This window comes from Streptomyces sp. NPDC088254 (genome assembly GCF_044740925.1).
Classification (GTDB): Bacteria; Actinomycetota; Actinomycetes; order Streptomycetales; family Streptomycetaceae; genus Streptomyces.
Genome location: NZ_JBIURQ010000016.1, coordinates 162,131 through 189,088 on the forward strand (window position 1 = coordinate 162,131; position 26,958 = coordinate 189,088).

Consider the following 26,958-nt stretch of genomic DNA (forward strand, 5'->3'; position numbering starts at 1 on the left):
ATCACTGGTGTTACATCGGTTGTGTCACAGCAAGGGGGCTCGATGACAACGGCAGACACCCCGGACGCGGCACCCACGCCCCGGCACGGCCCGCTCACCGGCGTACGCGTGGTCGAACTCGCCGGCATCGGCCCCGGCCCCTTCGCCGCGATGCTCCTCGCCGACCTCGGCGCCGACGTCGTCCGCGTGGACCGCCCCGGCGGCTCCGCCCTCGCCGTCGACCCCGCGCACGACGTCACCAACCGCAACAAGCGCTCGGTGATCGTCGACCTGAAGTCCCCCGACGGTCCCGCGCGCGTCCTCGACCTCGCCGCCCGCGCCGACGTGCTGCTGGAGGGCAACCGCCCCGGCGTCGCCGAACGCCTCGGCGTCGGACCCGAGGCCTGCCACGCCCGCAACCCCCGGCTGGTCTACGGCCGGATGACCGGCTGGGGCCAGGGCGGCCCCCTCGCCCCCCGCGCCGGCCACGACATCGCCTACATCGCCCTCACCGGCGCCCTCGGCCTGATCGGCCCCCCGGACACGCCCCCGCCCGCCCCCGCCAACCTCCTCGGGGACTATGCCGGCGGCTCCCTCTACCTCGTCGTCGGCGTCCTGGCCGCCCTGCACCACGCGCGCGCGACCGGCGAGGGCCAGGTCGTCGACGCCGCCATCGTCGACGGCACGGCGCACCTGTCCGCCATGCTCCACGGCATGCTCGCCGCCGGCCGCTGGCAGGACCGCCGCGCCGCCAACCTCCTCGACGGCGGCTGCCCCTACTACGGCACCTACGAGACCGCCGACGGCGGCCACATGGCCGTCGGCGCCCTGGAACCGCAGTTCTACGACACCTTCGTACGCCTGCTGGAGCTCGACGACTTCACCGACGCCCGCAAGGACCCCTCCCGCTGGGACGACCTGCGCGAGGCCGTCGCCGCCCGCTTCAAGTCCCGCACCCGGGACGAGTGGACGGCTCTCTTCGCCGACACCGACGCGTGCGTGGCGCCCGTGCTGTCGCTGACCGAGGCCCCCCGCCACCCGCACCTCGCCGCCCGCGGCACCTTCACCGACCACGGGGGCATCACCCAGCCCGCCCCCGCGCCCCGCTTCTCCCTGACCCCGGCCGCCGTGCGCGGCGGCCCCGCCCGGCCCGGCGCCGACACCGCCGAGGTGGCGCGCGACTGGGACGTCCCCCTGCTCGTCACGGACCCTCCCCGCCAGGGCGACCGGTCCTCCTCGGCCCACCCTCCCCGAAAGGCCTCCCAGTGAGCACCGAAGCGTACGTGTACGACGCGATCCGCACCCCGCGCGGGCGCGGCAAGGCGAACGGCGCCCTCCACGGAACCAAGCCCGTCGACCTGGTCGTCGGCCTCATCCACGAGCTGCGCGACCGCTTCCCCGGACTCGACCCGGCCGCCGTCGACGACATCGTGCTCGGCGTCGTCAGCCCCGTCGGCGACCAGGGATCCGACATCGCGCGCATCGCCGCGATCGCCGCCGGACTGCCCGACACCGTCGCCGGCGTCCAGGAGAACCGCTTCTGCGCCTCGGGCCTGGAAGCCGTCAACCTGGCAGCCGCGAAGATCCGTTCAGGATGGGAGGACCTCGTCCTCGCGGGCGGCGTGGAGTCGATGTCCCGGGTGCCGATGGCCTCCGACGGCGGCGCCTGGTTCAACGACCCGATGACCAACCTCGCCGTGAACTTCGTGCCCCAGGGCATCGGCGCGGACCTCATCGCCACCATCGAGGGCTTCACCCGGCGCGACGTCGACGAGTACGCGGCCCTCTCCCAGGAGCGGGCGGCCGCCGCCTGGAAGGACGGCCGCTTCGACCGCTCGGTCGTGCCGGTCAGGGACCGCAACGGCCTGGTCGTCCTCGACCACGACGAGCACCCGCGGCCCGGCACCACCGCCGACTCCCTCGCCGGCCTCAAGCCGTCCTTCGCCGACATCGGCGAACTCGGCGGCTTCGACGCGGTCGCCCTGCAGAAGTACCACTGGGTGGAGAAGATCGACCACGTCCACCACGCGGGCAACTCCTCCGGCATCGTCGACGGCGCCTCGCTCGTCGCGATCGGCTCCAAGGAGGTCGGCGAACGGTACGGGCTCACCCCGCGCGCGCGGATCGTCTCCGCCGCCGTGTCCGGCTCCGAACCCACCATCATGCTCACCGGCCCCGCCCCCGCCACCCGCAAGGCCCTCGCCAAGGCGGGCCTGACCGTCGACGACATCGACCTCGTCGAGATCAACGAGGCCTTCGCCGCCGTCGTCCTGCGCTTCGTCAAGGACATGGGCCTGTCCCTGGACAAGGTCAACGTCAACGGCGGCGCCATCGCCCTCGGCCACCCCCTGGGCGCCACCGGCGCGATGATCCTCGGCACGCTCGTCGACGAACTGGAGCGCCAGGACAAGCGCTACGGCCTCGCCACGCTGTGCGTGGGCGGCGGCATGGGCATCGCGACCGTCGTCGAACGCCTCTGAACTCCCCGGCGGAACAACAGACTTCACTGGAGACCCTGTCATGACACAGAGCACTGCCATCCGCTGGGAACAGGACCGCACCGGCCTCGTCACCCTCGTCCTCGACGACCCCGAACAGTCGGCGAACACCATGAACCAGGCGTTCCGCGACTCCCTCGCGGTGATCGCCGACCGCCTGGAGGCCGAGAAGGACACCGTGCGGGGCGTCATCATCACCTCCGCGAAGAAGACCTTCTTCGCCGGCGGCGACCTGCGCGACCTGATCCGCGTCACCCCCGACACCGCCGGGCAGCTCCTCGACGGCGGCCTGGAGATCAAGCGCAACCTGCGCCGCATCGAGACCCTCGGCAAGCCCGTCGTCGCCGCCCTCAACGGAGCGGCCCTGGGCGGCGGTTACGAGATCGCCCTCGCCTGCCACCACCGCGTCGCCCTCGACGCCCCCGGCTCCCGGATCGGCTGCCCCGAGGTCACCCTCGGACTGCTCCCCGGAGGCGGCGGCGTGGTGCGCACCGTGCGCCTGCTCGGCATCGCCGACGCCCTCCTCAAGGTCCTCCTCAAGGGCACCCAGTACAGCCCGCGGCGCGCCCTGGAGAACGGCCTGATCCACGAGGTGGCCGACACGCCCGAGGACATGCTCGCCAGGGCCCGCGCCTTCATCGACGCCCACCCCGAGTCGCGCCAGCCCTGGGACCTGCCCGGCTACCGCATCCCCGGCGGCACGCCCGCCGACCCCAAGTTCGCGGCCAACCTGCCCGCCTTCCCGGCCGGTCTGCGCAAGGAGACCAAGGGCGCCCCCTACCCGGCCCCGCGCAACATCCTCGCCGCCGCCGTCGAGGGCGCCCAGGTCGACTTCGAGACCGCACAGGTCATCGAGGCCCGCTACTTCGTGGAGCTGGCCGCCGGGCAGATCTCCAAGAACATGATCCAGGCGTTCTTCTTCGACCTCCAGGCCGTCAACTCCGGCGCCAGCCGTCCGCGGGACGTCCCGCGGCGCCAGGTCCGCAAGGCCGCCGTCCTCGGCGCCGGGATGATGGGCGCCGGCATCGCCTACGCGTGCGCCCGCGCCGGCATCGACGTCGTCCTGAAGGACGTCTCCCTGGAGGCGGCCCTCAAGGGCAAGGCGTACTCCGAGAAGCTGTGCGCCAAGGCCGTCTCCCGGGGCCGTACGAGCCAGGAGAAGGCGGACGCCCTGCTCGCCCGGATCACGCCCACCGCCGACCCGCAGGACGTGGCCGGCTGCGACGCCGTCATCGAGGCCGTGTTCGAGGACACCTCCCTCAAGCACAAGGTGTTCCAGGAGGTGCAGCACCTCCTCGCGCCCGACGCCCTGCTGTGCTCCAACACCTCCACCCTCCCCATCACCGCCCTCGCCGAGGGCGTGGAGCGCCAGGCCGACTTCATCGGGCTGCACTTCTTCTCGCCCGTCGACAAGATGCCCCTCGTCGAGATCATCAAGGGCGAGCGGACCGGCGACGAGGCGCTCGCGCGCGCCTTCGACCTGGTCCGGCAGATCAAGAAGACGCCGATCGTCGTCAACGACTCGCGCGGCTTCTTCACCTCCCGGGTGATCGGCCACTTCATCAACGAGGGCGTCGCCATGGTCGGCGAGGGCATCGAGCCCGCCTCCGTCGAACAGGCGGCCGCCCAGGCGGGCTACCCGGCCAAGGTGCTGTCCCTCATGGACGACCTGACCCTGACCCTGCCCCGCAGGATCCGCCAGGAGACCCGGCGGGCCGTGGAGGACGCGGGCGGCGTGTGGACCGCGCACCCCGCCGAGGCCGTCGTCGACCGCATGGTCGACGAGTTCGGCCGCACCGGCCGCAGCGGCGGCGCCGGCTTCTACGAGTACGGGCCCGACGGCAAGCGGACGGGCCTGTGGCCGGGCCTGCGCGAGCACTTCACCCGCGAGGGCGCGCAGATCCCGTTCCGGGACATGCAGGAGCGCATGCTCTTCGCCGAGGCCCTCGACACGGTCCGGCTGCTGGAGGAGGGCGTGCTGACCTCCGTCGCCGACGCCAACATCGGCTCCCTCTTCGGCATCGGCTTCCCGGGCTGGACCGGCGGCGTGCTCCAGTACGTCAACGGCTACGAGGGCGGCCTCACCGGCTTCGTGGCACGCGCGCGTGAACTCGCCGAGCGCTACGGCGACCGCTTCACCCCGCCCGCGCTGCTCGTCGAGAAGGCGGAGAAGGGGGAGACCTTCACCGACGGCCGCTGAGCGGCATCGAGGGGAGCGGCTTTCTCCGGGCGAGCCGCTCCCTCAAGGGGAGCCTTCCGCCGGCGGCGGCTCCCCGAGCCACTCCCGCACCTCCTCGGTCAGCGACCGCTGGAACGCCGTGAGCAGCGCCTGCACCACCAGCGGCTGCATGTGCGCCGACAGCGACCGCACCGCCCGCGCGTCGCCCTCGGCCACCTCCTCGCGCAGCAGCCGCGACATCTCGTGCGCGGCGGCCCGCGCGTGCTCCACGAGCACGGTGCGCGCCGCGAGGATCGACTCCGGCGACAGCGGCACGTCCAGCAGCCGCACGCCCAGCCTCAGCAGCCCCGGATCCACCCGGTAGGAGTCCTCGTCGGGCCCCCCGGTCAGCACGCCCATCGCCGTCAGCCGTTCCACGTCCCCCGGCTCCAGCGCCCGCCCCGCCCGCCGGCACAGCTCCTCCCGCGTCACCGTCTCCCGCGCGTCCGGCGCCCAGGACGCCACCACCGCGCGGTGGACGGCGAGGTCGTGCGCGTCGAGACCGGCGGGCAGCCGGTCCAGGTAGCGCTCGATCGCGGCCAGCGTCATGCCCTGCCGCCTCAGCTCCTCGATCAACGCCAGCCGCGCGAGATGCCCCGCGCCGTAGCGGCCCACCCGGCGCGGCCCGATGACCGGCGGCGGCAGCAGCCCCCTGGTGCCGTAGAAGCGGACCGTGCGCACCGTGACACCGGCGCGGGCGGCCAGCTCGTCGACCGTGAGGGACGGCTCCTCGGTCTCGATCGTCATGCGCAGCAGTATCGCTGTCACACCACCGCCGTGAAAGCCGAGAGGCGGGAGTGAGGACCCTGTGAGAAGTCACCCTCTGTGACATGAGCCACCGCATGAGCGGTCACGCGCTGGGAAGCTGCCCCCTTGGTCTGTGCCCCGACCCGGGAGCCGCGGGCCATGACCGTAAGGAAACCCGGGCGCACGACGCCCGGGCGCACCAGAGAGTGGAACTCCCGTGAGCAAGGACACCGTGCACACGGCCGAGGTCGCCGCCCCCACCGGGGCGACCGCGACACCCGCGGACGCGGGCGACGCCGGCTACAGCAAGGACCTGAAGCACCGCCACGTCAACATGATCGCCATCGGCGGCGCCATCGGCACCGGCCTCTTCCTGGGTGCCGGAGGACGCCTCCACACCGCGGGCCCGGCGCTCGCCGTGGCCTACCTCGTCTGCGGCGTCTTCGCCTTCTTCGTCGTCCGCGCCCTGGGCGAGCTGGTCCTCTACCGGCCGTCCTCCGGCTCGTTCGTGTCGTACGCGCGCGAGTTCCTCGGCGAGAAGGGCGCCTACGTCGCCGGCTGGATGTACTTCCTGAACTGGTCGACCACCGGCATCGCCGACATCACGGCGATCGCGCTCTACACGCACTACTGGAGTCTGTTCACCAGCATCCCGCAGTGGGTGCTGGCGCTGGCCGCACTGGCCGTGGTGCTGGCCGTCAACCTGATCTCGGTGAAGATCTTCGGCGAGATGGAGTTCTGGTTCTCCGTCGTCAAGGTCGCCACCCTCGTCGCCTTCATGTGCATCGGCATCTTCCTGCTCGCCACCCGGCACGAGGTCGACGGCCGGGCGCCCGGCCTCGGCGTGATCACCGACAACGGCGGCCTCCTCCCGCACGGCCTGATGCCAGTCGTCATCGTCATGCAGGGCGTGATCTTCGCGTACGCCGCACTGGAGCTGGTCGGCGTCGCCGCGGGCGAGACCGCCGAGCCGGAGAAGGTCGTCCCGCGCGCGGTGAACTCGATCATGTGGCGGGTCGGCCTGTTCTACGTCGGCTCGGTCGTCCTGCTCGCCCTGCTGCTTCCCGGCTCGGCCTACTCCGCCGACCAGAGCCCGTTCGTCACCGTCCTGTCGAAGATCGGCGTCTCCGGCGCCGGCGACGTGATGAACCTCGTCGTCCTCACCGCCGCCATGTCCTCGCTCAACTCGGGCCTGTACTCCACCGGCCGCATCCTGCGCTCCATGGCGACGGCGGGCTCCGCCCCGAAGTTCACCGCCCGCATGAACCGCAGCCAGGTCCCCTACGGCGGCATCCTGCTCACCTGCGGGGTCTGCGTCCTCGGCGTCGGCCTGAACTACCTCGTGCCGGAGCAGGCCTTCGAGATCGTGCTGAACGTCGCCTCCCTCGGCGTCATCAGCACCTGGGTGATCATCATGGTCTGCCACCTGGTCTTCGTCCGCCGCGCCAGGGCGGGCCTGCTCCACCGGCCGTCCTTCCGCCTCCCCGGCAGCCCGGGCACGGAGATCGTCACGATCGCCTTCCTGATCGCCGTGCTCGGCCTGATGTGGAACGACCCCGAGGTCGGCCGCAAGACCGTCCTGCTCGTCCCGCTCATCGCCGCCGCACTCGTCGCCGGCTGGTTCGGGATCCGCGACAGGGTGGCGCGGACCGCCGGCCAGGAGCTGACCGGCCCCACGAAGTAGCGGGCCGGCCCACGCGGTGACTCGCAGGCCACTGTCAGTGGCATCGCCTACGGTGGCGTCATGTCGGAGATCACTTACATCCGGGGTGACGCCACCGTGCCGTCGGTGAAGGGGGTCAAGGTGATCGCCCATGTCTGCAACGACATCGGGGGATGGGGGAAGGGCTTCGTCGTGGCGCTCTCCCGCCGCTGGCCGCAGCCCGAGGCGGCCTACCGCGCCTGGCACCGAGAGCGCGCGGCGAACGACTTCGGGCTCGGCGCGGCCCAGTTCGTCCAGGTCGAGCCGTACGTCTGGGTCGCCAACCTGGTCGGCCAGCGCGGCATCGTCCCCCACGCTCGGCTTCGCTCGCGCGGGGGGACCCCCATGGGCAGCAAGGGCGTCCCCGTGCGCTACGAGGCCATCGCCACGGCACTTCAGGCCCTGGCCGGCAAGGCCGCCGAACTCGACGCCTCCGTCCACATGCCCCGCATCGGGTGCGGCCTGGCCGGCGGCAAGTGGTCCCGGGTGGAGCCGCTGATCACCGAACGCCTGGTGAAGCGCGGCATCGCGGTGACGGTGTACGACCATGGGGAGGCCTGAGGTGAGCCGGTCCGCCGGGTCCGCCCGGTCCGCCCGGTCCGGCATGGACACCGACGTCCTCGTCCTGGGCGGCGCGGGCGTGGACACCATCGTGTACGTCCCCGAGTTGCCGCTCCCGTACGCCGACAGCTACATGATCGGCAGCGGGATCAGCACCCGCGCCGGACAGACGGGGGACTTCGTCGCCGTCGGCCTGGCCGCCCTGGGCCTGCGCACCCACCATCTCGACTTCCTCGGCGACGACCCCGAGGGCGCGCTGGTCCGCGCCCTGCACCGCGACCGCGGCATCGGGCTGACCGCTGTCCCGCAGCCCGCCGGCACCAAGCGCGCCGTCAACCTGGTCGGCCCCGACGGCCGGCGGCTCTCCCTGTACGACACGAGCCGCACCGGCCCCGACGACCGGTTCCCGCCGTCCACGCTCCGAGCCCTGGCCGGGGCGAGTCGCCACGCGCACGTCTCGATCACCCAGCCCTGCGCGCACGCCCTGCCCGCGCTGCGCGAGGCCGGCTTGAGCATCTCCACCGACCTGCACGACTGGGACGGCGAGAACCCGTACCACGAGCCGTTCGCCTACGCGGCCGACGTCGTGTTCCTGTCCGCGTCCAACCTCACCGACCCCGAGGCGACCCTGCGCCGCGTCGCCGAGCGGGGCCGGGCCGACACGGTCGTCGCCACGGCCGGCGCCGAGGGCGCGTATCTCCTGACCGACGGCGAGCTGACCCGGATACCGGCGGTGCCGCCGACCGGCCCGGTGGTGGACTCCAACGGCGCCGGCGACGCCTTCGCAGCGGCCTTCCTCTACGGCCGCCTCACCGGCGAGCCGCCGCAGCGCTGCGCCCTGTACGGCGCGGTGGCGGGCGCGCACGCCTGCACCGTGCCGGCGACGGCCACGGACGCCATCGACCGGGACGAACTCCTCGTCCGGGCGGCTCGGCGAGCCGCAGCGAACTCCGCGCCCTGAGTCGCCCGGACGTCACTCAGTGCCGGTGCTCGTGCACACCGTTCGTCGCGGCGATCTTCTGCCACGACTTCGGCCGCACGGGCCCGCCCCGCGTCCCGAGCGGCCGGGACGAGAGGGACGCCTCGGCGGCCGCCGGCGCCGCCGGCTTCGACGGCTGGAACAGCCAGGTGTCGAAGAGCGCGGCCAGCGGCCGGCCGGACACCTCCTCCGCGTACCGCCTGAAGTCGGCGACGGCGGCGTTGCCGTAGGCGTGGCGCTGCGGCCAGCCCTTCAGGAGCGCGAAGAACGCCTCGTCGCCGATCTCGTTGCGCAGCGCCTGAAGGGCCAGCGCGCCCCGGTCGTACACCGCCGCGTGGAACTGGTTCTCCGGGCCCGGGTCGCCCGGCCGCACCGTCCAGAACGGATCGTCGGCCGCGCGGGAGGCGTACACGTAGTCCGCGATCTCCTGGGCCGTGCCCTCACCCTCGTGCTCCGACCACAGCCACTGCGCGTACCGGGCGAAGCCCTCGTTGATCCAGATGTCCTTCCAGCCGGCGACGGACACCAGGTCGCCGTACCACTGGTGGGCCAGTTCGTGGACCACCACGGAGGTGTTCGAGCCGTTCGCGAACTGCCGCGGGCTGTAGAAGGGCCGGGTCTGCGTCTCCAGCGCGTACCCCGTGGTCACGTTCGGCACGTATCCGCCGAGCGCGTCGAACGGGTACGGCCCGAAGTACTCGGCCAGCCAGTCGGCGATCTCCCCGGTCCGCTCGAGGCTCGCCCGCGCCGCGCCCGCGTCGGCCCCCAGGTCCTTGCTGTAGGCGTTCACGACCGGGACGCCGCTCTGAGTCCGGCCGGTCGTGACGTCGAACTTCCCGACCGCGAGCGTGGCCAGATACGTCGCCTGCGGCTTGCCCGACCGCCAGCTGTACCGGGTCCATCCGGCCCGTGAAACCGTCGACTGGAGCGTGCCGTTGGAGATGGCCTGGGTGCCGTCGGGCACCTGCACCGACACGTCGTAGGTCGCCTTGTCGAGCGGGTGGTCGTTGCTGGGGAACCACCACCAGGCCGCCTCGGGCTCGTTGGCGCCCACCCCGCCGTCCGGCGTGCGGTGCCAGCTGGTGAAGCCGTACGCCTGCTTCGAGGAAGGCACGCCGCTGTAGCGGACCACCACCGTCACCGCCGCGCCCTTCTCCAGGGGCGTCCTCGGCGTGATCTGCAGCTCGTGTTCCCCCGAGGCGGTGAACGCGGCCGGCACGCCGTTGACACGCACCTCGCTCACGTCGAGGAGGAAGTCCAGATCGAAGCGCGACAGGTCCTGCGTCGTCCTCGCGAGGAGCGTCGCCGTGCCCTCCAGACGGTCCGTCACGGGCTGGTACCTCAGCCTCAGGTCGTAGTGGGAGACGTCGTATCCGCCGTTGCCGTAGGCCGGGTAGTAGGGGTCGCCGATGCCCGGCGCGCCGGGGGAGCCGCTCGCGGCCGACGCCGGGATCGCCAGCAGCACGGACGCGGCGGCCAGTGCGCCCGGCGCGATGATTCTGCGGTGCACGAAGAACTCCAAGTCGTGGGGGCGTGAGATCCGTTGAGAGCCTATGGACTCCTGTGCCCGGGACCTGCCCGCAGCCGCCGCTGTCACACGATCGCCATTCGGCCGTCATGACCGACCCTGCCCAGGGACGCGTTCCGGCCACATCCTGCGCACGATCGCCCTCTTCTGCACGGGAGTTGCCCGCTGTACCGTCCAGGCGCATGCCGATACGCACGCGCTTCACGATCTGGAGACCGCTCGCGGCCGCGGCCGTCACCCTCCTGACGGCCGCCTTCCTCACCCCGGCGACCGCCCATGCCGCCCCGCGCGAGAGCCTGCCGGTGTACTCCTACGACGACGCCGTCCGCGAGGCCGTCTGGGTGGACACCCGGCTCGACGGCGACGGCGACGGAAGGACCGACCGGGTCGCCGTCGACATCGTCCGCCCGCGCGAGCCCGCCGCCCGCGGCCGCAAGGTGCCCGTCATCATGGACGCCAGCCCCTACTACTCGTGCTGCGGCCGCGGCAACGAGAGCCAGCGCAAGACGTACGACGCGAACGGCGCCGTCGTCCAGACCCCGCTGTTCTACGACAACTACTTCGTGCCCCGCGGCTACGCGTTCGTCGCCGTCGACCTGGCCGGAACCAACCGCTCCGACGGCTGTGTCGACGTCGGCGGCCGCTCCGACGTCCTCTCCGCGAAGGCCGTCGTCGACTGGCTGGGCGGACGCGGCACCGCGTACACCACCCGCACCGGCGCCACCGCCGTCGAGGCGGGCTGGACCGACGGCACGACCGGCATGATCGGCAAGAGCTGGGACGGCACGATCGCCAACGGCGTCGCCGCCACCGGTGTGAAGGGCCTGAAGACCATCGTCCCGATCAGCGCCATCTCCTCCTGGTACGACTACTACTTCCAGCAGGGCGCCCCGCTCTACGACTCCGGCCCCGACTGGCTCTCGGACTACGTCGACAGCCCCGACGCCCGCGCCAGGTGCGCCGCCGTGCAGCGCAGACTCGTCGAGCAGGCGCCCCGCACGGGTGACCGGACCGGCCTGTGGAAAGAACGCGACTACGTCAGGCACGCGAGCAGGGTCAAGGCCAGCGTCTTCCTCGTCCACGGCCTTCAGGACCTCAACGTCCGTACGAAGCACGTAGGCCAGTGGTGGGACGCGCTCGCCGAGCACGGCGTCGAACGCAAGATCTGGCTCTCCCAGACCGGGCACGTCGACCCCTTCGACTTCCGCCGTGCTGACTGGGTGAAGACCCTGCACCGTTGGTTCGACCACGAACTCCTCGGCTACGACAACGGCATCGACCGCGAGCCGATGGCCGACGTCGAACGCCACCCCGATCAGTGGGTCACCTCGCGGTCCTGGCCGCCGCGCGGCACACAGACCACCACCCTGCGCCCCGCCCATGGCGTCCACCCCGGCGTCGGCGTCCTGGGCCTGCGCAAGGGAGGCGGCACCGCGGCGTTCACCGACGACCCGCGGCTCGGCGAGACCGACTGGGCGGCGCGGATCGACACCGCGACCCCCGACAAGGCCGGCTTCGTCACCGCGCCCCTCACCCGGGACCTGCGCCTGTCCGGCTCCTCCGAGGTCACCGTCACCGCCACGCCCACCACCCCCACGGCCCATCTGACCGCCGTCCTCGTCGACCTCGGCCCCGACACCATCCGGGACTACGCGGCGAGCGGCGAGGGCATCACCACCCTCGCCGACCGCACCTGCTGGGGCGAGAGCAGCGCCGGCGACAGCGCCTGCTTCAAGGAGACCGCGCCGCGCACCGCCGACGTCGGCCACACCGTCGTCAGCCGCGGCTGGGCCGACCTGGGCACCTACGCCGACGCCGGGCGGGGCGTCCCGCTCACCCCGGGCCGCGCGTACTCGATCACCCTCGACCTGGCGGCCACCGACCACGTGGTGCCCGCGGGCCACCGGCTGGCGCTGATCGTCGCGGGCACCGACAAGGATCTCATCGACCCGCCCGCCGACACCCCGACCCTCACCCTGGACCTGTCCCGCACGTCGGCCCGGGTCCCGCTCGTCGGCGGCGCCAGGGCGTTCGCCGCCGCCACCTCCACCGTCGCCACCTCAGGAGCCGCGACGACGGCGCCCGACGCCGCCCGCCCCGCGCCGGCGGACGGCGTCCGCGCCCCAATGCCCGCACCGCGCGTCCCGTGACAGGCCGGAGAAGAGGGAGCGCTCCGGGCCGACTAGGATCTGGCGTCTGTGACCGCCACCCTCGTCGCCAAGAACCTCGCCGCCGGGCACGGCGACCGCTCCCTCTTCTCCGGGCTCGACCTCGTCGTCGCCCCCGGCGACGTGATCGGGCTGGTCGGAGCCAACGGCGCGGGGAAGTCCACCCTGCTCAGGCTCCTCGCCGGCCTCACCGCGCCGGAGGCAGGCGAGCTGCGGCTCTCCCCGCCGACCGCGACCGTCGGGCACCTGCCCCAGGAACCGGAGCGCCGCCCCGGCGAGAGCGTGCGCGCGTTCCTCGCCCGCCGCACCGGGGTCGCCGAGGCGCAGCACGCCATGGACGAGGCCACCCAGGCCCTGGTCGACGGGGCCCCAGGTGCCGACGACGCCTACGCCGTCAGCCTGGAGCGCTGGCTCGGCCTCGGCGGCGCCGACCTCGACGAGCGCGCGGAGGAGGTCGCCGACTCCCTGGGCCTCGGCGTGGACCTCGACCAGCCGATGACGTCCCTGTCCGGCGGCCAGGCCGCCCGGGCCGGCCTCGCCTCCCTCCTGCTGTCCCGCTACGACGTCTTCCTCCTCGACGAGCCCACCAACGACCTCGACCTCGACGGTCTGGAGCGCCTCGAACGCTTCGTCGCCGGCCTGCGCGCCGGCGCCGTCGTCGTCAGCCACGACCGCGAGTTCCTCACCCGCACCGTCACCAAGGTCCTCGAACTCGACCTCGCGCAGGGCCGGATCAACCTCTACGGCGGCGGTTACGACGCCTATCTGGAGGAGCGCGAGATCGCCCGCCGGCACGCCCGCGACGACTACGAGGAGTACGCCGACAAGAAGGCCGCCCTCCAGGAGCGGGCCCAGATCCAGCGCTCCTGGATGGACAAGGGCGTGAAGAACGCGCGCCGCAAGGCGGGCAACGACAACGACAAGATCGGCCGCAAGTTCCGCAGCGAGGCCAGCGAGAAGCAGGCCGCGAAAGCCCGCCAGACCCAGCGCATGATCGAACGCCTGGACGCCGTGGAGGAGCCGCGCAAGGAGTGGGAGCTGCGCATGGAGATCGCGGCCGCCCCGCGCTCCGGCGCGGTCGTCGCCGCCCTGCGGGACGCCGAGGTGCGGCGCGGCGGCTTCGCCTTCGGCCCGGTCACCCTGCAGATCGACTGGGCCGACCGGGTCGCGGTCACCGGCGCGAACGGCGCGGGGAAGTCGACGCTGCTCGGCGCGCTCCTCGGCCGGATCCCGTTGGACGCCGGTCACGCCGCTCTCGGCTCGGGCGTCCTGGTCGGGGAGGTCGACCAGGCGCGGAAGCTGTTCCACGGGTCCGAGGCGCTGCTCGACGCGTTCCGCGCGGCAGTCCCGGACACCGAGCCGGTCGAGGTGCGCACCCTGCTGGCCAAGTTCGGTCTGAAGTCGGACCATGTGCTGCGCCCGGCGGCCACGCTGTCACCGGGCGAGCGGACGAGGGCCGCCCTCGCCCTCCTCCAGGGCCGGGGAGTCAACCTCCTCGTCCTCGACGAGCCGACCAACCACCTCGACCTCCCGGCCATCGAGCAGCTGGAGTCCGCCCTCGACGCCTACGAGGGCACCCTGCTGCTGGTCACCCACGACCGCCGCATGCTGGACGCGGTCCACGTCACCCGCCGGCTGGAGGTGGCGGACGGCAAGGTGACCGAGCGCTAGAGAACGATGTGCGCTCCGAAAGGGGCGCGGGGAACTGCGCGACCAGCCACAACCGGCCCGCAGCTCCCCGCGACCCTCAGCGCTTGCCGCGATCCAGCAGCCCCGCCTTGCGCAACGCGTCGGCCATCGCACTGTTCGCCGGTGCCGGAGCCTGCCGCGAGCCGCCACCCTGCCGCTGCTGCCGCTGCTGGGGTGGACGCCCGCTCCGCTGCTGGCGACGCTCACCGCCGGAGGCCTGCGCCTCGTCGTCCAGGCGGAGCGTGAGCGAGATCCGCTTGCGCGGGATGTCGACGTCCAGGACCTTCACCTTGACGATGTCACCCGGCTTGACCACGTCCCGCGGGTCCTTGACGAACGTCCGCGACAAGGCGGACACATGCGCCAGACCGTCCTGGTGGACGCCGACGTCGATGAACGCCCCGAAGGCGGCCACGTTCGTCACGACCCCCTCCAGGACCATCCCGGGCGCCAGGTCGGAGATCTTCTCCACGCCCTCCTTGAAGGTGGCCGTCTTGAACGCGGGCCGCGGGTCGCGCCCGGGCTTCTCCAGTTCCTTCAGGATGTCGGTGACGGTCGGCAGACCGAACGTCTCGTCCACGAAGTCCGCGGGACGCAGCGAGCGCAGGACGGAGGTGTTGCCGACGAGGGCGGCCACCTCCTGCCCGGAGGTCTTCACCATCCGCCGGACCACCGGATACGCCTCGGGGTGCACGCTGGAGGCGTCCAGCGGGTCGTCGCCGCCCCGGATCCGCAGGAAGCCCGCGCACTGCTCGTACGCCTTGGGGCCGAGCCTGGGCACCTTCTTCAGCGCGGAGCGCGAGGTGAACGGCCCGTTGGCGTCGCGGTGCGCCACGATGTTCTCCGCGAGCCCGGAGGTGATGCCGGAGACACGGGCGAGCAGCGGGACGGACGCGGTGTTCACGTCGACGCCGACGCCGTTCACACAGTCCTCCACCACCGCGTCCAGTGAACGCGACAGCTTCACCTCGGACAGGTCGTGCTGGTACTGGCCGACGCCGATCGACTTCGGGTCGATCTTCACCAGCTCGGCCAGCGGGTCCTGGAGGCGGCGTGCGATGGACACCGCGCCGCGCAGCGACACGTCCATGCCGGGCAGCTCCTGCGAGGCGAACGCGGACGCCGAGTACACCGAGGCTCCGGCCTCCGACACCATCACCTTGGTCAGCTTCAACTCGGGGTGCTTGGCGATGAGTTCGCCGGCGAGCTTGTCGGTCTCGCGGGAGGCGGTGCCGTTGCCGATCGCGACCAGCTCGACGGCGTGCTCCCTCGCCAGCCGGGCGAGTCTGGCGATCGCCTCGTCCCACTTGTTGGCCGGGACGTGCGGATGGATCACGTCCGTGGCGACGACCTTGCCGGTAGCGTCGACCACGGCCACCTTCACGCCTGTGCGGAAGCCGGGGTCCAGACCGAGGGTGGCGCGGGTGCCGGCCGGGGCGGCCAGCAGCAGGTCGCGCAGGTTCGCCGCGAACACGCCGACCGCCTCGTCCTCGGCGGCGGTGCGCAGCCTCAGCCGCAGGTCGATGCCCAGGTGGACGAGGATGCGGGTGCGCCAGGCCCAGCGGACCGTGTCCGTCAGCCACTTGTCGGCCGGCCGGCCCCGGTCGGCGATGCCGAACCTGCCGGCCACGATCCCCTCGTACGAGGAGGGGCCCTCCGTGGGCTCCTCCGGCTCCAGGACGAGGTCGAGGACCTCCTCCTTCTCGCCGCGCAGCATCGCCAGGATCCGGTGCGAGGGCAGGTCGGTGAAGGGCTCGGCGAAGTCGAAGTAGTCGGCGAACTTCGCGCCGGCCTCCTCCTTGCCCTCGCGCACCTTCGCCGCCAGCCGCCCCCGCGCCCACATGCGCTCGCGCAGCTCGCCGATCAGGTCGGCGTCCTCCGAGAACCGCTCGGTGAGGATCGCCCGCGCACCGTCCAGCGCGGCCTGCGGATCGGCGACGCCCTTGCCGGCGTCGACGAAGGCGGCCGCCGCGGCGAGCGGCTCGACCCCCGGGTCCCCGAGCAGCCCCTCGGCCAGCGGCTCAAGACCGGCCTCCCGGGCGATCTGCGCCTTCGTCCGCCGCTTCGGCTTGTACGGCAAATAGACGTCCTCCAGGCGCGCCTTGGTCTCGGCGCCCCGGATCCGCGCCTCCAGCTCGCCGGTGAGCTTGCCCTGCTCACGCACCGACTCGAGGATCGCCGCCCGGCGCTCCTCCAGCTCCCGCAGGTAGCGCAGCCGCTCCTCGAGCGTGCGCAGCTGCGCGTCGTCGAGCATCTCGGTCGCTTCCTTGCGGTAGCGGGCGATGAAGGGCACCGTCGAGCCGCCGTCCAGCAGCTCCACGGCGGCCTTCACCTGCCGCTCCCGTACGCCGAGCTCCTCGGCGATCCTGCCTTCGATGGACACTGCTGCCATGGCCTCGCTGGACCCGGGTGTCGTCACGATCCCGTACCGCCTTCTCCGCTTAAGGTTGCGCGGCAATTGTGGCAGGCGACACCGACGCCGGCGGATCAGGGCACGCCCTGCGAGGCGTCCTCAGGCCCTGCTGCCCCGAGCCGAGGAGGAGGCGCCCCCGAACAGCCGCGCCAGCGCCCGGAAGGGAAGCGTCACCACAGTGGCGATCGCCCCACCGATCTGCCGCAGAACATCACCAATAGCACGGAACACGACCAACTCCTTTCATCCCCCGGCCCCAACGACCGGAACCCCTCGTGTACCTCCTCGACGCCGGACCATGCCCCACTTGGCCCCAACAACTTCATCCTGAAGTAGTCCAGGTGAAGCGGGGTTCCCTGCGGTCCAGGAAGGCGGTTACTCCCTCGGTGGAGTCGGGGGCGGTTCGGGACTGGGTGGTCCAGTGGGCGTCCCGGTCCGTGCGGCCGCCTGCGAACTCCTTCGCGGCGGCCTGGGTCAGTTGGGAGCGGGACGTCAGGGTTCGCGTGAACTCCTCGACGCGGGCGTCGAGTTCGGCGGAGGGGAGCACCTCGTCGATCAGGCCGGTGCGCAGGGCCCGTTCGGTGTCGATCAACTCACCGGAGAAGAGGAGGTACTTGGCGGTCGCCGGGCCCACCAGGGAGACCAGGCGCCGGGTCGCGGAGGACGGGTAGACGATGCCGAGCTTCGCCGGGGTCACCCCGAACAGGGCGCCCTCCTCGGCGAAGCGCAGGTCGCAGGCGGCCGCCAGCTGCGCCCCGCCGCCCACGCAGTGGCCCCGCACCACCGCGAGCGTCGGCTTGGGGAACGCGGCGAGGGCCTCCTCGGCCCGTACCGCCAGTTCCTGCGCCTCGGCCGGCGAGCCCCGCAGCGTGGAGATGTCGGCCCCCGCGCAGAAGGTGCCGCCCGCCCCGGTCAGCACCAGGGCCCTCACGTCCTTGCGTGCGGCCAGTTCGTCGAGCAGCGGCGGCAGCGCGCGCCACATCGCGGCCGTCATGGCGTTGCGCTTGGCCGGGTGGTGCAGGACGACGGTGGCCACCTCTTCGATGACACCGTGCAACAGTTCGGGCTCCATGCGCCGGATGCTAGCGGGCCGGCCGGCGTCCCGCCGAAGCCCTACAACCCGAACAATGCGCGAAGGTGGCGCGAGGCGGACAGAAGCGGTCGTGCCGTCGGCCGTCTCGCGCCGAGGCGGTCAGGGACGCTCGATATCCGCTGACTTGTGTTCAGTCATCGGGGGGTGCGCACCTCGGTGCCAACACTCGACGTGTGGCGACAATCGAGCGCGAGGGCGGCGACCGGACGATGGACGACGACGGGCGCGGACCCGGCCCACGCCCCGACGGCGACACGGGCGCGCAGGACGATCCCGCCGACGAGGACGGGCCCCGGCCACTGCCGTACGAAGGGGTCTGGCGGTTCACCGCGCCCGCCGTGGACGCCTCCGTCCCGCAGGCCCGCCACGCCGTACGGGACCTGCTGTTCCGCCAGGGGGTGCCCCTCCACGACGACCTGGTGCAGGGACTCCTGCTGATCGTCTCCGAGCTGGTGACCAACGCCGTGCGGCACGCGGCGGTGCTGTCCCCGACGCTCGGGGTGGAGGTCGCGGTCGGGGCCGGGTGGGTGCGGGTCGCCGTGGAGGACGAGCACCCCTACCGTCCGACCGCCCTGGAGACCGACCACGGCCGTACCGGCGGCCGGGGGCTCCTCCTCGTCCGCGAGATCGCGAGGGAGGCCGGCGGGACGTGCGACGTCCAGCACACGGCGAGCGGTGGGAAGGTGATCTGGGCCTCCCTGCCGCTCCGGGACGCCCGTTTCAGGTGAGATCCGGCACGGCAGCGGCGTGCGTCACCAGCCCGCCGACGGGCCGGTCAGCTCCCTGACCGCCGGCCGGGCCGCGTCCAGCACCGTCATGAACCAGGCCGAGAACGTGTCCTTCGCGTGCCGCTCGGCCAGCTCGGAGGGCGTCACGTACGCCGTGTCGCCGACCTCCTCCGGGTCCGGCCGCAGCCGCGACTGCACCAGCCCCACGAAGAGGTGGTTGTACTCCTGCTCCACCAGCCCGGACGCCGGGTCCGGGTGGTTGTAACGCACGGTGCCCGCCTCCGCCATCAGCGACGGCGACACCCCGAGCTCCTCGAACGTACGCCGCGCCGCCGCCGCGAACGGCGCCTCACCGGGGTAGGGGTGCCCGCAGCACGTGTTGGACCACACGCCGGGGGAGTGGTACTTGCCCAGCGCCCGCTGCTGGAGGAGCAGCCGGCCCCGCTCGTCGAAGAGGAAGACCGAGAACGCCCGGTGCAGCTGCCCGGGGGGCTGGTGGGCGGCGAGCTTCTCCGCGGTGCCGACGGTCAGGCCGTCGGCGTCGACCAGTTCCAGCAAAATCGCGTCCGCGGCGCCGTTCGACGAACCGTTCGTCGTGGTGGCAGAAGTGATCGGCATACCCATCCTTAGCATCGGTCCTCGCGCCCCAGTCTGCCGTACGCGTCCGGCGCCTCCGGCACTTCGCGCGAACGCCCGCATGTCCCGCGCAGAGGTGATCTTGCCCTGCGGTGCGGGCACGGAACCGCCCTGAACGGATGTGCGGACGCCCTCCCGGTGAGGCCCCCGTCGGCGGTAAGTCCAGGTCAGCGAGAGAGCGGTGTCAGTGGCACAACCGCGCCTCGTGCTCCGCGTGCCCGCTCGGCTCCAGCTGGAAGGTGCAGTGCTCCACGTCGAAGTGGTCGCCGAGGCAGCCCTGGAGCTCGTGCAGCATCTTCTCGTGGCCGCTCGCGTTCAACCAGTCCGAGCGGACCACGACGTGCGCCGACAGCACCGGCATCCCCGAGGTGATCGTCCAGGCGTGCAGGTCGTGCACGTCCTCGACCCCGTCCAGCTCCAGGATGTGCGCCCGCACCTGCGCCATGTCCACGTCCTTCGGCGCCGCCTCCAGCAGCACGTCCAGCGTCTCCCGCAGCAGCTTCACGGTCCGCGGAACGATCATCACGCCGATGACGAGCGAGGCGATCGGGTCGGCGGCCTGCCAGCCGGTGGTGAGGATCACCGCCGCCGAGACCATCACCGCGACCGAGCCCAGCGCGTCCGCCGCCACCTCCAGGAACGCCCCGCGCACGTTCACGCTCTCCGCCTGGCCGCGCATCAGCAGCGTCAGCGAGACCGAGTTGGCGACCAGGCCGATCGCGCCGAACACGAGCATCAGTCCGCCCTCGGTGGAGGCCGGCGTGAGGAACCGCTCGACCGCCTCGTACAGCACATAGCCGCCCACCCCGAGCAGCAGCAGGCAGTTGGCGAGGGCGGCCAGGATCTCGGCGCGGGCGAGGCCGAAGGTACGGCTCTCGCTCGGGGGCCGGCCGGCGAAGTGGATGGCGAGCAGCGCCATACCGAGACCGAGCGCGTCCGTCGCCATGTGCGCCGCGTCCACGATCAGGGCGAGGGAGTCCGCGAGGAGCCCGCCGACGACCTGGACCACCATCACGGTGAGTGTGATCGACAACGCGACGCGCAGCCTCCCCCGGTACGCCGCCGCGGCGGTGCCGGTGACCGGCCCGTGCACGTGGCCGTGGTCGTGCCCAGCCCCCATGGGGAATGCCTTCCTGCCGTCCGTCCGTGTCCGACGGTGCCCGCCGATGTCGGTCGGGGGTCCGTCGGAGCAGGTCCGAAAGCACAGTCAACTACGGGCGGGGGGTATCCGGCAACGCGGCACTGAACACCGTTGTCATGTGCCCTGACCTGCGCAAACGAACCGCAGGTCAGGGCAGCCTCAGCGGGCCGCGCCCTGGTGCAGCAGCCAGCCCCGCCACGCCGAGTCGACCATCTCGCGCACCCCGCGCGACGCCGTCCAGCCGAGTTCCCGCCCGGCCAGCGCGGCCGATGCGACCGCACGCGGGGCGTCCCCAGGCCGGCGCCCCTCGACCACGGCCGGCCGCCGGTCCCCGGTGACCTCGCCGATCAGCGTGACCAGCTCCCGCACCGAGACGCCCTCGCCCCGGCCGATGTTCACCGTCAGGTCCCCGGCCGTGTCCGGCGCGGCCAGCCGCCGGGCCGCCGCGAGGTGCGCCTCCGCCAGGTCGGCCACGTGGATGTAGTCGCGCACACAGGTGCCGTCCTGGGTCGGGTAGTCGTCGCCGAAGATCCGCGGGGCCTCGCCGCGCGTCAGCCGGTCGAGGACCATCGGGACGATGTTGAAGATCCCGGTGTCGGCCAGTTCGGGGGCGGCCGCGCCGGCCACGTTGAAGTAGCGCAGACAGGTCGTCGCCATGCCGTGCGCCCGGCCGGCGGCCCGCACCAGCCACTCCCCGGCGAGCTTGGTCTCGCCGTACGGGTTCACCGGGGCGCACGGGGTGTCCTCCGTGATGAGGGCCACGTCGGGGGTGCCGTAGACGGCCGCGGAGGAGGAGAAGAGGAAGCGCCGTACTCCGGCCTCGGCCGCCGCCTCCAGGAGGGTGGCCAGCGCGCCCACGTTCTCGCGGTAGTAGCGGGTGGGGTGGGCCACGGACTCCGGGACCTGTTTGCGGGCCGCCAGGTGGATCACGCCGGTGACCCGGTGGTCGGCGAGGACGCGCTTGAGCAGGGCCGGGTCGGCGGTGTCGCCGGTGACGAGGGGGACGTGGGGCGGGAGGCGGGCGGGGTCTCCCGAGGAGAGGTCGTCGAGGACGGCGACGGGTTCGCCGGCGGCGGTCATGGTGTGTGCCACGTGGGCGCCTATGTATCCGGCTCCGCCGGTGATCAGCCAGGTCATGGCGGTCCACTCTATGGGGGCGCCCGCACGGGCCGCTCGGGCCCGCCGTCGAGCGCGGTACCGGCCCGCCGCCATGGGCCGCACGGGCCCGTCGTCGAGCGCCGCACGGCCCTCGTCGTCCCGCTCGCACCGAACCGGTCCTCGGGCGCCGAACGGCCGGGAGCCGGGCGCGGTTTGTCGGGCGGGGTGTCGATCCCCCAAGATGATCCGAGATGATCTCGGTGCGTCCAGTGCGGCTGAACGGCCGGTGAGCACCGCTTTCCGGGTATCCGATAGCCTCTGCCGACATGCCGCCCGCCTGGTGCAGCCAAGGGGCGTCCCCCACCATGCACACGACCGGCGCGGGCGCGCCGGGAACCAGGGAGTGAGTTCGGTTGCCGACCGCCATCCTCACCGGTCAGCCGGTTCCGGGATCGTCGATCGAGGGCGACCTGCGGTCCCTCGGCTTCGACGTCCGGACCGCCGCCGACGCCGCCGAGGCGGAGACACTCCTCGCCGAGGTGCCCGGTGACCAGCGCGTCGCCCTCGTCGACAGCCGCTTCGTCGGCCACGCGCACGCGTTGCGCCTCGGCCTGACCGACCCCCGCTACCCGCTCGCGGCGATCCCGGGCGCCCTCACCGCGCAGCCCGACGGCCGCCAGGCCCTGACCCGCGCGATGGCCCGGGAGCACTCCGCCGCCGGCGGGGCCGCCCTCGCCGTCGGCAGCCTCGCGGGCGTGGCCGACCGTGTCGTCACCGCGCTGGACGCCGACGGCGCCGCCGTCCACCGCCCCGAGCTGGGCAGCCTGGTCGCCGCCGTCCCCTCCGACCCGCAGGCCCGCGACGAGGCACGGCAGGCCGTCAGCGCCGTCGACGACGAGGCCGTACGCCTGAAGTCGGCCGTGAAGGCCGGCGACGGCTTCTTCACCACCTACTTCGTCAGCCCCTACTCGCGCTACATCGCCCGCTGGTGCGCCCGCCGGGGCCTCACCCCGAACCAGGTCACCACCGCCTCGCTGATCACCGCGCTGATCGCGGCCGGCAGCGCGGCCACCGGCACCCGGGGCGGGTTCGTGGCAGCCGGCGTGCTGCTGATCCTGTCCTTCGTCCTCGACTGCACGGACGGCCAGCTCGCCCGCTACTCGCTGCAGTACTCCACCCTCGGCGCCTGGCTCGACGCCACCTTCGACCGGGCCAAGGAGTACGCGTTCTACGCCGGCCTCGCTCTCGGCGCGGCCCGCGACGGCGACGACGTATGGGCGCTCGCGCTGGCCGCCATGGTGCTCCAGACCTGCCGGCACGTCGTCGACTTCGCCTTCCACGAAGCCGAACGCGACGCCGCCCGCGCAGCCGCGACCGCCGCCGTGAAGACCGCCGGCACGACCGGCGCCGGCACCGACGCCCCCGCCCCCACCGACCGGCTGGACCGCGTCGGCTGGACCGTCTGGGCGCGCCGGATCATCGTGCTGCCCATCGGCGAACGCTGGGCCATGATCGCCGTCCTCACCGCCGCGACGACCCCGCGCATCACGTTCTACGCGCTGCTTGCCGGCTCCGCCCTCGCCGCCCTGTACACCACGGCCGGGCGGGTGCTGCGCTCGCTCCGCCGCCGGACGGCGTCGACCGAGCGGGAGGCGCGCTCGCTCGCCGCCCTCGCCGACAGCGGACCGCTCGCCGAACTTCTCGCCCGCGGCCTGCACGGACGCGTCCCCGCCGCCCCCCGCCTCGCGCCGCTCGGCGCCCTGGCCGGAGCCGTGGTCCTTCTCACCGTGGCCTGGCTCCAGGGGCCCGGCTGGTGGGTCGTCCCGGCGGCCGGCGTGTACGTCCTGTGCTCCGCCGTCGCCGTGGCCCGCCCCCTGACGGGCTCCCTGGACTGGCTGGTAGTCCCGGTCTTCCGCGCGGCGGAGTACGGAGCCGTCCTCCTCCTGGCCGCCAGGTCGGACGTGGACGGAGTGCTGCCTGCGGCTTTCGGGCTGGTGGCCGCCGTCGCCTACCATCACTACGACACGGTGTACCGCAACTGGGGAGACACCGGAGCGCCGCCACCGGCCTGGCTGGTGCGCGCCGCAGGGGGACACGAAGGACGGACGCTGCTCGTCACCGTCCTGGCCGCGCTGCTCACCGCCGCGCAGTTCACGGTCGCGCTCACGGCCCTCGCCGTGGCCGTGGCCCTGCTGGTGCTCACCGAGAGCATCCGCTTCTGGGTGGCCGCTCATCTGGGTGGCGCGCCCGCCGTACACGACGAAGGAGAACCCGCATGATCGGCCTCGTGCTGGCCGCCGGCGCCGGACGGCGTCTGCGTCCCTATACCGACACCCTGCCCAAGGCGCTGGTGCCGGTGGGACCCGAGGGCGAAGCCGACGGGCCCACGGTGCTGGACCTGACGCTGGGCAACTTCGCGGAGATCGGCCTGACCGAGGTCGCCGTCATCGTGGGGTACCGCAAGGAGGCGGTGTACGAGCGGCGTGCCGCGCTGGAGGCCAAGTACGGGCTGAAGATCACGCTGATCGACAACGACAAGGCGGAGGAGTGGAACAACGCCTACTCGCTGTGGTGCGGCCGGGACGCGCTGCGCGACGGTGTGATCCTCGCCAACGGTGACACCGTGCACCCGGTGTCGGTGGAGAAGACGCTGCTGGCCGCCCGCGGCGACGGCAAGAAGATCATCCTCGCCGTCGACACCGTGAAGAAGCTCGCGGACGAGGAGATGAAGGTCGTCGTCGACCCCGAGCGGGGTATGACGAAGATCACGAAGCTCATGGACCCCGCGGAGGCGAGCGGCGAGTACATCGGCGTGACCCTCATCGAGGGCGACGCGGCGGCCGAGCTGGCGGACGCGCTGCACACCGTGTGGAACGCCGACCCGCAGCAGTTCTACGAGCACGGCTACCAGGAGCTGGTGGACCGGGGCTTCCGCATCGACGTGGCTCCGATCGGCGACGTGTCGTGGGTCGAGATCGACAACCACGACGACCTCGCACGGGGCAGGGAGATCGCGTGCCGGTACTGACGCGGTTGATTCCCTCGCCCGTCGTCGTCGACATCCGTCCCGGCGCGCTGGACGACCTGGCGGGCGTGCTGGCCGACGAGCGGATCTCCCGCTCGGGCCGGCTGGCCGTGGCGGTCAGCGGCGGTTCGGGCGCGCGGCTGCGGGAGCGGCTGGCCGGCTCGATGCCGGGCGCCACATGGTTCGAGGTCGGCGGCGGCACGCTGGACGACGCGGTGCGGCTGGCCGCCGAGATGCGGGCCGGCCGGTTCGAGGCGGTCGTCGGACTGGGCGGCGGCAAGATCATCGACTGTGCGAAGTTCGCCGCCGCGCGCGTCGGGCTGCCCCTGGTGGCGGTGCCGACCAACCTCGCGCACGACGGACTGTGCTCGCCGGTGGCGACGCTGGACAACGACGCCGGCCGCGGTTCGTACGGTGTGCCCAACCCGATCGCGGTCGTGATCGACCTGGACGTGATCGCCCAGGCGCCGGCCAGGTTCGTGCGGGCCGGGATCGGCGACGCGGTCTCCAACATCTCGGCGATCGCCGACTGGGAGCTGGCCAACCGGGTCAAGGGCGAGAAGATCGACGGTCTGGCCGCGGCGATCGCCCGCCAGGCCGGCGAGGCGGTGCTGCGGCACCCGGGCGGGATCGGCGACACCGGTTTCCTCCAGGTGCTCGCCGAGGCGCTGGTCCTCAGCGGCATCGCGATGTCCGTCTCGGGTGACTCGCGGCCCTCCTCGGGCGCCTGCCACGAGATCAACCACGCCTTCGACCTGCTCTTCCCCACCCGGGCCGCGGCCCACGGCGAGCAGTGCGGACTGGGCGCGGCCTTCGCGATGTACCTGCGCGGCGCGCACGAGGAGTCCGCCCACATGGCGTGGGTGCTGCGCCGGCACGGGCTGCCGGTGCTCGCGCAGGAGATCGGCTTCACCGTGGAGGAGTTCGTCCGCGCGGTCGAGTACGCCCCGGAGACCCGGCCCGGCCGCTACACCATCCTCGAACACCTCGCCCTGACCCCCGAACAGATCAAGGACACCTACGCCGACTATGTCAAGGCCATCGGTAGCTGAACTCAGACCGGTCGTCCACCCTCCGGGGGTGAAGGACCGGCGCAGCGGTGAGCACTGGATGGGACGCCTCTACATGCGCGAGGTGTCCCTGCGGGTCGACCGCTACCTGGTCAACACCAGGGTCACGCCCAACCAGCTCACGTACCTGATGACCGTCTTCGGCGTCCTCGCCGCCCCGGCACTGCTGGTGCCGGGGATCTGGGGCGCCGTGCTCGGCGTGGTGTGCGTCCAGATGTACCTGCTGCTGGACTGCGTCGACGGCGAGGTCGCGCGCTGGAAGAAGCAGTACTCGCTCGCCGGCGTCTACCTGGACCGGGTCGGGGCCTACCTCACCGACGCCGCCGTGCTCGTCGGATTCGGGCTGCGCGCCGCCGACCTGTGGGGCAGCGGGCGTATCGACTGGCTGTGGGCGTTCCTCGGCACCCTGGCCGCGCTCGGCGCGATCCTGATCAAGGCCGAGACGGACCTGGTCGGCGTCGCCCGGCACCAGGGCGGGCTGCCGCCGGTCAAGGAGGCGGCGTCCGAGCCGCGCTCCTCCGGCATGGCGCTGGCCCGCAAGGCCGCCGCCGCGCTCAAGTTCCACCGGCTGATCCTGGGCATCGAGGCGTCCCTGCTGATCCTGGTCCTCGCGATCGTGGACCAGATCCGCGGCGACCTGTTCTTCTCCCGGCTCGGCGTCGCCGTGCTGGCCGGCATCGCGCTGCTCCAGACGGTGCTGCACCTGGTGTCCATCCTCGCGTCGAGCAGGCTGAAGTGAGCGCGCCACTGAAGGTCGGCGCGGTTGTCATCACGATGGGCAACCGCCCCGAGGAGCTGCGCGCGCTGATCGACTCGGTCGCGGGGCAGGACGGCGACCGGGTCGAGGTGGTCGTGGTGGGCAACGGCTCGCCCGTCCCGGAGGTCCCCGAGGGCGTGCGCACCGTCGAGCTGCCGGAGAACCTCGGCATCCCCGGCGGGCGCAACGTCGGCATCGAGGCCTTCGGGCCCAGCGGCCGCGACGTCGACATCCTCCTCTTCCTGGACGACGACGGACTGCTGGCCCGGCGCGACACCGCCGAGCTGTGCCGGCAGGCCTTCGCCGCCGACCCGAAGCTCGGCATCGTCAGCTTCCGCATCGCCGACCCGGAGACCGGCGTCACCCAGCGCCGCCACGTGCCCCGGCTGCGCGCCTCGGACCCGATGCGCTCCTCCCGGGTCACCACCTTCCTCGGCGGCGCCAACGCCGTACGCACCCGGGTCTTCGCCGAAGCCGGCGTGCTCCCGGACGAGTTCTTCTACGCGCACGAGGAAACCGACCTGGCATGGCGGGCCCTCGACGCGGGCTGGATGATCGACTACCGGTCCGACATGGTGCTGTACCACCCGACGACCGCGCCCTCGCGGCACGCGGTCTACCACCGCATGGTCGCCCGCAACCGCGTCTGGCTGGCCCGCCGCAACCTGCCCGCGCCGCTGGTCCCGGTGTACCTCGGGGTGTGGCTGCTGCTGACCCTGCTGCGCCGCCCCTCGGGGCCCGCGCTCAAGGCCTGGTTCGGCGGCTTCCGCGAAGGCTGGGCCACCCCGTGCGGACCGCGCCGGCCGATGAAGTGGCGTACGGTGTGGCGGCTGACCCGGCTGGGCCGGCCCCCCGTCATCTGACCTGGCCGGCCGGCCAGGCCCCCGTGGTCCGACCAGGCCGGCCGAGCCGTCCTGCCGCCGTCCGA

22 protein-coding genes are annotated in these 26,958 nt (G+C 72.8%); 14 read left to right on the top strand and 8 right to left on the bottom strand.

From position 1 onward, the window contains the following. Positions 1-42: 42 nt before the first annotated feature. The 3 genes from ACIOC0_RS37420 to ACIOC0_RS37430 are packed head-to-tail and all read left to right on the top strand — an operon-like array spanning position 43 to position 4,677. Positions 43-1,248, top strand: a complete 1,206-nt coding sequence (locus ACIOC0_RS37420; protein ID WP_402160990.1) for a CaiB/BaiF CoA transferase family protein — start codon at positions 43-45, stop codon at positions 1,246-1,248. Next, positions 1,245-2,459, top strand: coding sequence for an acetyl-CoA C-acetyltransferase (locus tag ACIOC0_RS37425; protein WP_402160992.1), 1,215 nt, complete (start codon positions 1,245-1,247; stop codon positions 2,457-2,459). The genes ACIOC0_RS37420 and ACIOC0_RS37425 overlap by 4 nt, the downstream gene beginning before the upstream one ends. Positions 2,460-2,499: 40 nt before the next feature. Then, on the top strand, positions 2,500-4,677 hold the full coding sequence (locus ACIOC0_RS37430; RefSeq protein WP_402160995.1) for a 3-hydroxyacyl-CoA dehydrogenase NAD-binding domain-containing protein: 2,178 nt from the start codon (positions 2,500-2,502) through the stop codon (positions 4,675-4,677). A 42-nt stretch (positions 4,678-4,719) separates the two neighbouring features. Here the strand turns inward: ACIOC0_RS37430 and ACIOC0_RS37435 are convergent, their stop codons facing one another. Continuing rightward, a complete protein-coding gene (locus tag ACIOC0_RS37435; protein ID WP_402160997.1) occupies positions 4,720-5,442 on the bottom strand; it encodes a MerR family transcriptional regulator in 723 nt (240 codons plus the stop codon). Between the two features lie 217 nt (positions 5,443-5,659). Here ACIOC0_RS37435 and ACIOC0_RS37440 point away from each other — a divergent pair, with 217 nt between their 5' ends. From ACIOC0_RS37440 to ACIOC0_RS37450, 3 genes are read left to right on the top strand one after another with little or no spacing between them, the layout of a single operon-like run. Next, positions 5,660-7,126: an amino acid permease gene (locus tag ACIOC0_RS37440; protein WP_402160999.1), complete on the top strand. Its 1,467-nt coding sequence runs from the start codon at positions 5,660-5,662 to the stop codon at positions 7,124-7,126. A 60-nt stretch (positions 7,127-7,186) separates the two neighbouring features. Continuing rightward, positions 7,187-7,705: a macro domain-containing protein gene (locus ACIOC0_RS37445; RefSeq protein WP_402161002.1), complete on the top strand. Its 519-nt coding sequence runs from the start codon at positions 7,187-7,189 to the stop codon at positions 7,703-7,705. A 43-nt stretch (positions 7,706-7,748) separates the two neighbouring features. Then, positions 7,749-8,666 carry a PfkB family carbohydrate kinase gene (locus ACIOC0_RS37450; RefSeq protein ID WP_402161167.1) on the top strand — a complete coding sequence of 306 codons (918 nt, stop codon included), beginning with the start codon at positions 7,749-7,751 and terminating at the stop codon, positions 8,664-8,666. Positions 8,667-8,682: 16 nt separating this feature from the next. Here the strand turns inward: ACIOC0_RS37450 and ACIOC0_RS37455 are convergent, their stop codons facing one another. Beyond that, positions 8,683-10,194, bottom strand: coding sequence for a M1 family metallopeptidase (locus ACIOC0_RS37455; RefSeq protein ID WP_402161004.1), 1,512 nt, complete (start codon positions 10,192-10,194; stop codon positions 8,683-8,685). 200 nt (positions 10,195-10,394) lie between these two features. On the opposite strand from ACIOC0_RS37455, the gene ACIOC0_RS37460 reads away from it, so the two are divergent. Both ACIOC0_RS37460 and ACIOC0_RS37465 read left to right on the top strand, forming a co-directional pair. Beyond that, a complete protein-coding gene (locus ACIOC0_RS37460; protein ID WP_402161007.1) occupies positions 10,395-12,362 on the top strand; it encodes a Xaa-Pro dipeptidyl-peptidase in 1,968 nt (655 codons plus the stop codon). Between the two features lie 48 nt (positions 12,363-12,410). Further along, on the top strand, positions 12,411-14,051 hold the full coding sequence (locus tag ACIOC0_RS37465) for an ABC-F family ATP-binding cassette domain-containing protein (protein ID WP_402161010.1): 1,641 nt from the start codon (positions 12,411-12,413) through the stop codon (positions 14,049-14,051). Between the two features lie 76 nt (positions 14,052-14,127). Here ACIOC0_RS37465 and ACIOC0_RS37470 read toward each other — a convergent pair whose 3' ends face one another. The 3 genes from ACIOC0_RS37470 to ACIOC0_RS37480 all read right to left on the bottom strand — a co-directional run bounded on the left by ACIOC0_RS37470 (position 14,128) and on the right by ACIOC0_RS37480 (position 17,554). Next, positions 14,128-16,488 (bottom strand): Tex family protein, encoded by a 2,361-nt coding sequence (locus ACIOC0_RS37470; protein ID WP_402161012.1) that lies wholly within the window; start codon positions 16,486-16,488, stop codon positions 14,128-14,130. A gap of 93 nt (positions 16,489-16,581) precedes the next feature. Then, positions 16,582-16,713, bottom strand: a complete 132-nt coding sequence (locus ACIOC0_RS37475; RefSeq protein WP_278044736.1) for an LPFR motif small protein — start codon at positions 16,711-16,713, stop codon at positions 16,582-16,584. A 91-nt stretch (positions 16,714-16,804) separates the two neighbouring features. Continuing rightward, a complete protein-coding gene (locus tag ACIOC0_RS37480) occupies positions 16,805-17,554 on the bottom strand; it encodes an enoyl-CoA hydratase/isomerase family protein (protein WP_402161014.1) in 750 nt (249 codons plus the stop codon). A gap of 230 nt (positions 17,555-17,784) precedes the next feature. On the opposite strand from ACIOC0_RS37480, the gene ACIOC0_RS37485 reads away from it, so the two are divergent. Then, positions 17,785-18,303: an ATP-binding protein gene (locus ACIOC0_RS37485; protein ID WP_402161169.1), complete on the top strand. Its 519-nt coding sequence runs from the start codon at positions 17,785-17,787 to the stop codon at positions 18,301-18,303. Between the two features lie 24 nt (positions 18,304-18,327). Here the strand turns inward: ACIOC0_RS37485 and idi are convergent, their stop codons facing one another. From idi to galE, 3 genes are all read right to left on the bottom strand, one after another. Beyond that, positions 18,328-18,921 (bottom strand): isopentenyl-diphosphate Delta-isomerase, encoded by a 594-nt coding sequence (gene idi / locus ACIOC0_RS37490; protein WP_402161016.1) that lies wholly within the window; start codon positions 18,919-18,921, stop codon positions 18,328-18,330. Positions 18,922-19,123: 202 nt separating this feature from the next. After that, positions 19,124-20,059 carry a cation diffusion facilitator family transporter gene (locus ACIOC0_RS37495; protein ID WP_402161018.1) on the bottom strand — a complete coding sequence of 312 codons (936 nt, stop codon included), beginning with the start codon at positions 20,057-20,059 and terminating at the stop codon, positions 19,124-19,126. 180 nt (positions 20,060-20,239) lie between these two features. Beyond that, a complete protein-coding gene (galE, locus tag ACIOC0_RS37500; RefSeq protein WP_402161021.1) occupies positions 20,240-21,217 on the bottom strand; it encodes a UDP-glucose 4-epimerase GalE in 978 nt (325 codons plus the stop codon). A 374-nt stretch (positions 21,218-21,591) separates the two neighbouring features. Between galE and ACIOC0_RS37505 the strand changes: the two genes are divergently transcribed. From ACIOC0_RS37505 to ACIOC0_RS37525, 5 genes are read left to right on the top strand one after another with little or no spacing between them, the layout of a single operon-like run. Next, the gene (locus tag ACIOC0_RS37505; protein ID WP_402161023.1) at positions 21,592-23,457 is read left to right on the top strand and encodes a DUF5941 domain-containing protein; all 1,866 of its coding nucleotides are present in this window, start codon (positions 21,592-21,594) and stop codon (positions 23,455-23,457) included. Further along, positions 23,454-24,206: a sugar phosphate nucleotidyltransferase gene (locus ACIOC0_RS37510; RefSeq protein ID WP_130437617.1), complete on the top strand. Its 753-nt coding sequence runs from the start codon at positions 23,454-23,456 to the stop codon at positions 24,204-24,206. Before ACIOC0_RS37505 ends, ACIOC0_RS37510 begins: the two co-directional genes overlap by 4 nt. Next, positions 24,194-25,255 carry an iron-containing alcohol dehydrogenase family protein gene (locus ACIOC0_RS37515; RefSeq protein ID WP_402161025.1) on the top strand — a complete coding sequence of 354 codons (1,062 nt, stop codon included), beginning with the start codon at positions 24,194-24,196 and terminating at the stop codon, positions 25,253-25,255. Before ACIOC0_RS37510 ends, ACIOC0_RS37515 begins: the two co-directional genes overlap by 13 nt. Further along, entirely contained in the window at positions 25,233-26,012 is a 780-nt protein-coding gene (locus tag ACIOC0_RS37520) for a CDP-alcohol phosphatidyltransferase family protein (protein ID WP_402161028.1), read from the top strand. The genes ACIOC0_RS37515 and ACIOC0_RS37520 overlap by 23 nt, the downstream gene beginning before the upstream one ends. After that, the gene (locus ACIOC0_RS37525) at positions 26,009-26,893 is read left to right on the top strand and encodes a glycosyltransferase family 2 protein (RefSeq protein WP_130437614.1); all 885 of its coding nucleotides are present in this window, start codon (positions 26,009-26,011) and stop codon (positions 26,891-26,893) included. The genes ACIOC0_RS37520 and ACIOC0_RS37525 overlap by 4 nt, the downstream gene beginning before the upstream one ends. Positions 26,894-26,958 lie beyond the last annotated feature (65 nt).

Coding starts and splice junctions, on each gene's coding strand:
- ACIOC0_RS37420 (WP_402160990.1), top strand. CDS start 43: ATGACAACGGCAGACACCCCGGACGCGGCACCCACGCCCCGGCACGGC.
- ACIOC0_RS37430 (WP_402160995.1), top strand. CDS start 2,500: ATGACACAGAGCACTGCCATCCGCTGGGAACAGGACCGCACCGGCCTC.
- ACIOC0_RS37435 (WP_402160997.1), bottom strand. CDS start 5,442: ATGACGATCGAGACCGAGGAGCCGTCCCTCACGGTCGACGAGCTGGCC.
- ACIOC0_RS37445 (WP_402161002.1), top strand. CDS start 7,187: ATGTCGGAGATCACTTACATCCGGGGTGACGCCACCGTGCCGTCGGTG.
- ACIOC0_RS37450 (WP_402161167.1), top strand. CDS start 7,749: ATGGACACCGACGTCCTCGTCCTGGGCGGCGCGGGCGTGGACACCATC.
- ACIOC0_RS37460 (WP_402161007.1), top strand. CDS start 10,395: ATGCCGATACGCACGCGCTTCACGATCTGGAGACCGCTCGCGGCCGCG.
- ACIOC0_RS37480 (WP_402161014.1), bottom strand. CDS start 17,554: ATGGAGCCCGAACTGTTGCACGGTGTCATCGAAGAGGTGGCCACCGTC.
- ACIOC0_RS37485 (WP_402161169.1), top strand. CDS start 17,785: ATGGACGACGACGGGCGCGGACCCGGCCCACGCCCCGACGGCGACACG.
- idi (WP_402161016.1), bottom strand. CDS start 18,921: ATGCCGATCACTTCTGCCACCACGACGAACGGTTCGTCGAACGGCGCC.
- ACIOC0_RS37495 (WP_402161018.1), bottom strand. CDS start 20,059: ATGGGGGCTGGGCACGACCACGGCCACGTGCACGGGCCGGTCACCGGC.
- galE (WP_402161021.1), bottom strand. CDS start 21,217: ATGACCTGGCTGATCACCGGCGGAGCCGGATACATAGGCGCCCACGTG.
- ACIOC0_RS37510 (WP_130437617.1), top strand. CDS start 23,454: ATGATCGGCCTCGTGCTGGCCGCCGGCGCCGGACGGCGTCTGCGTCCC.
- ACIOC0_RS37520 (WP_402161028.1), top strand. CDS start 25,233: ATGTCAAGGCCATCGGTAGCTGAACTCAGACCGGTCGTCCACCCTCCG.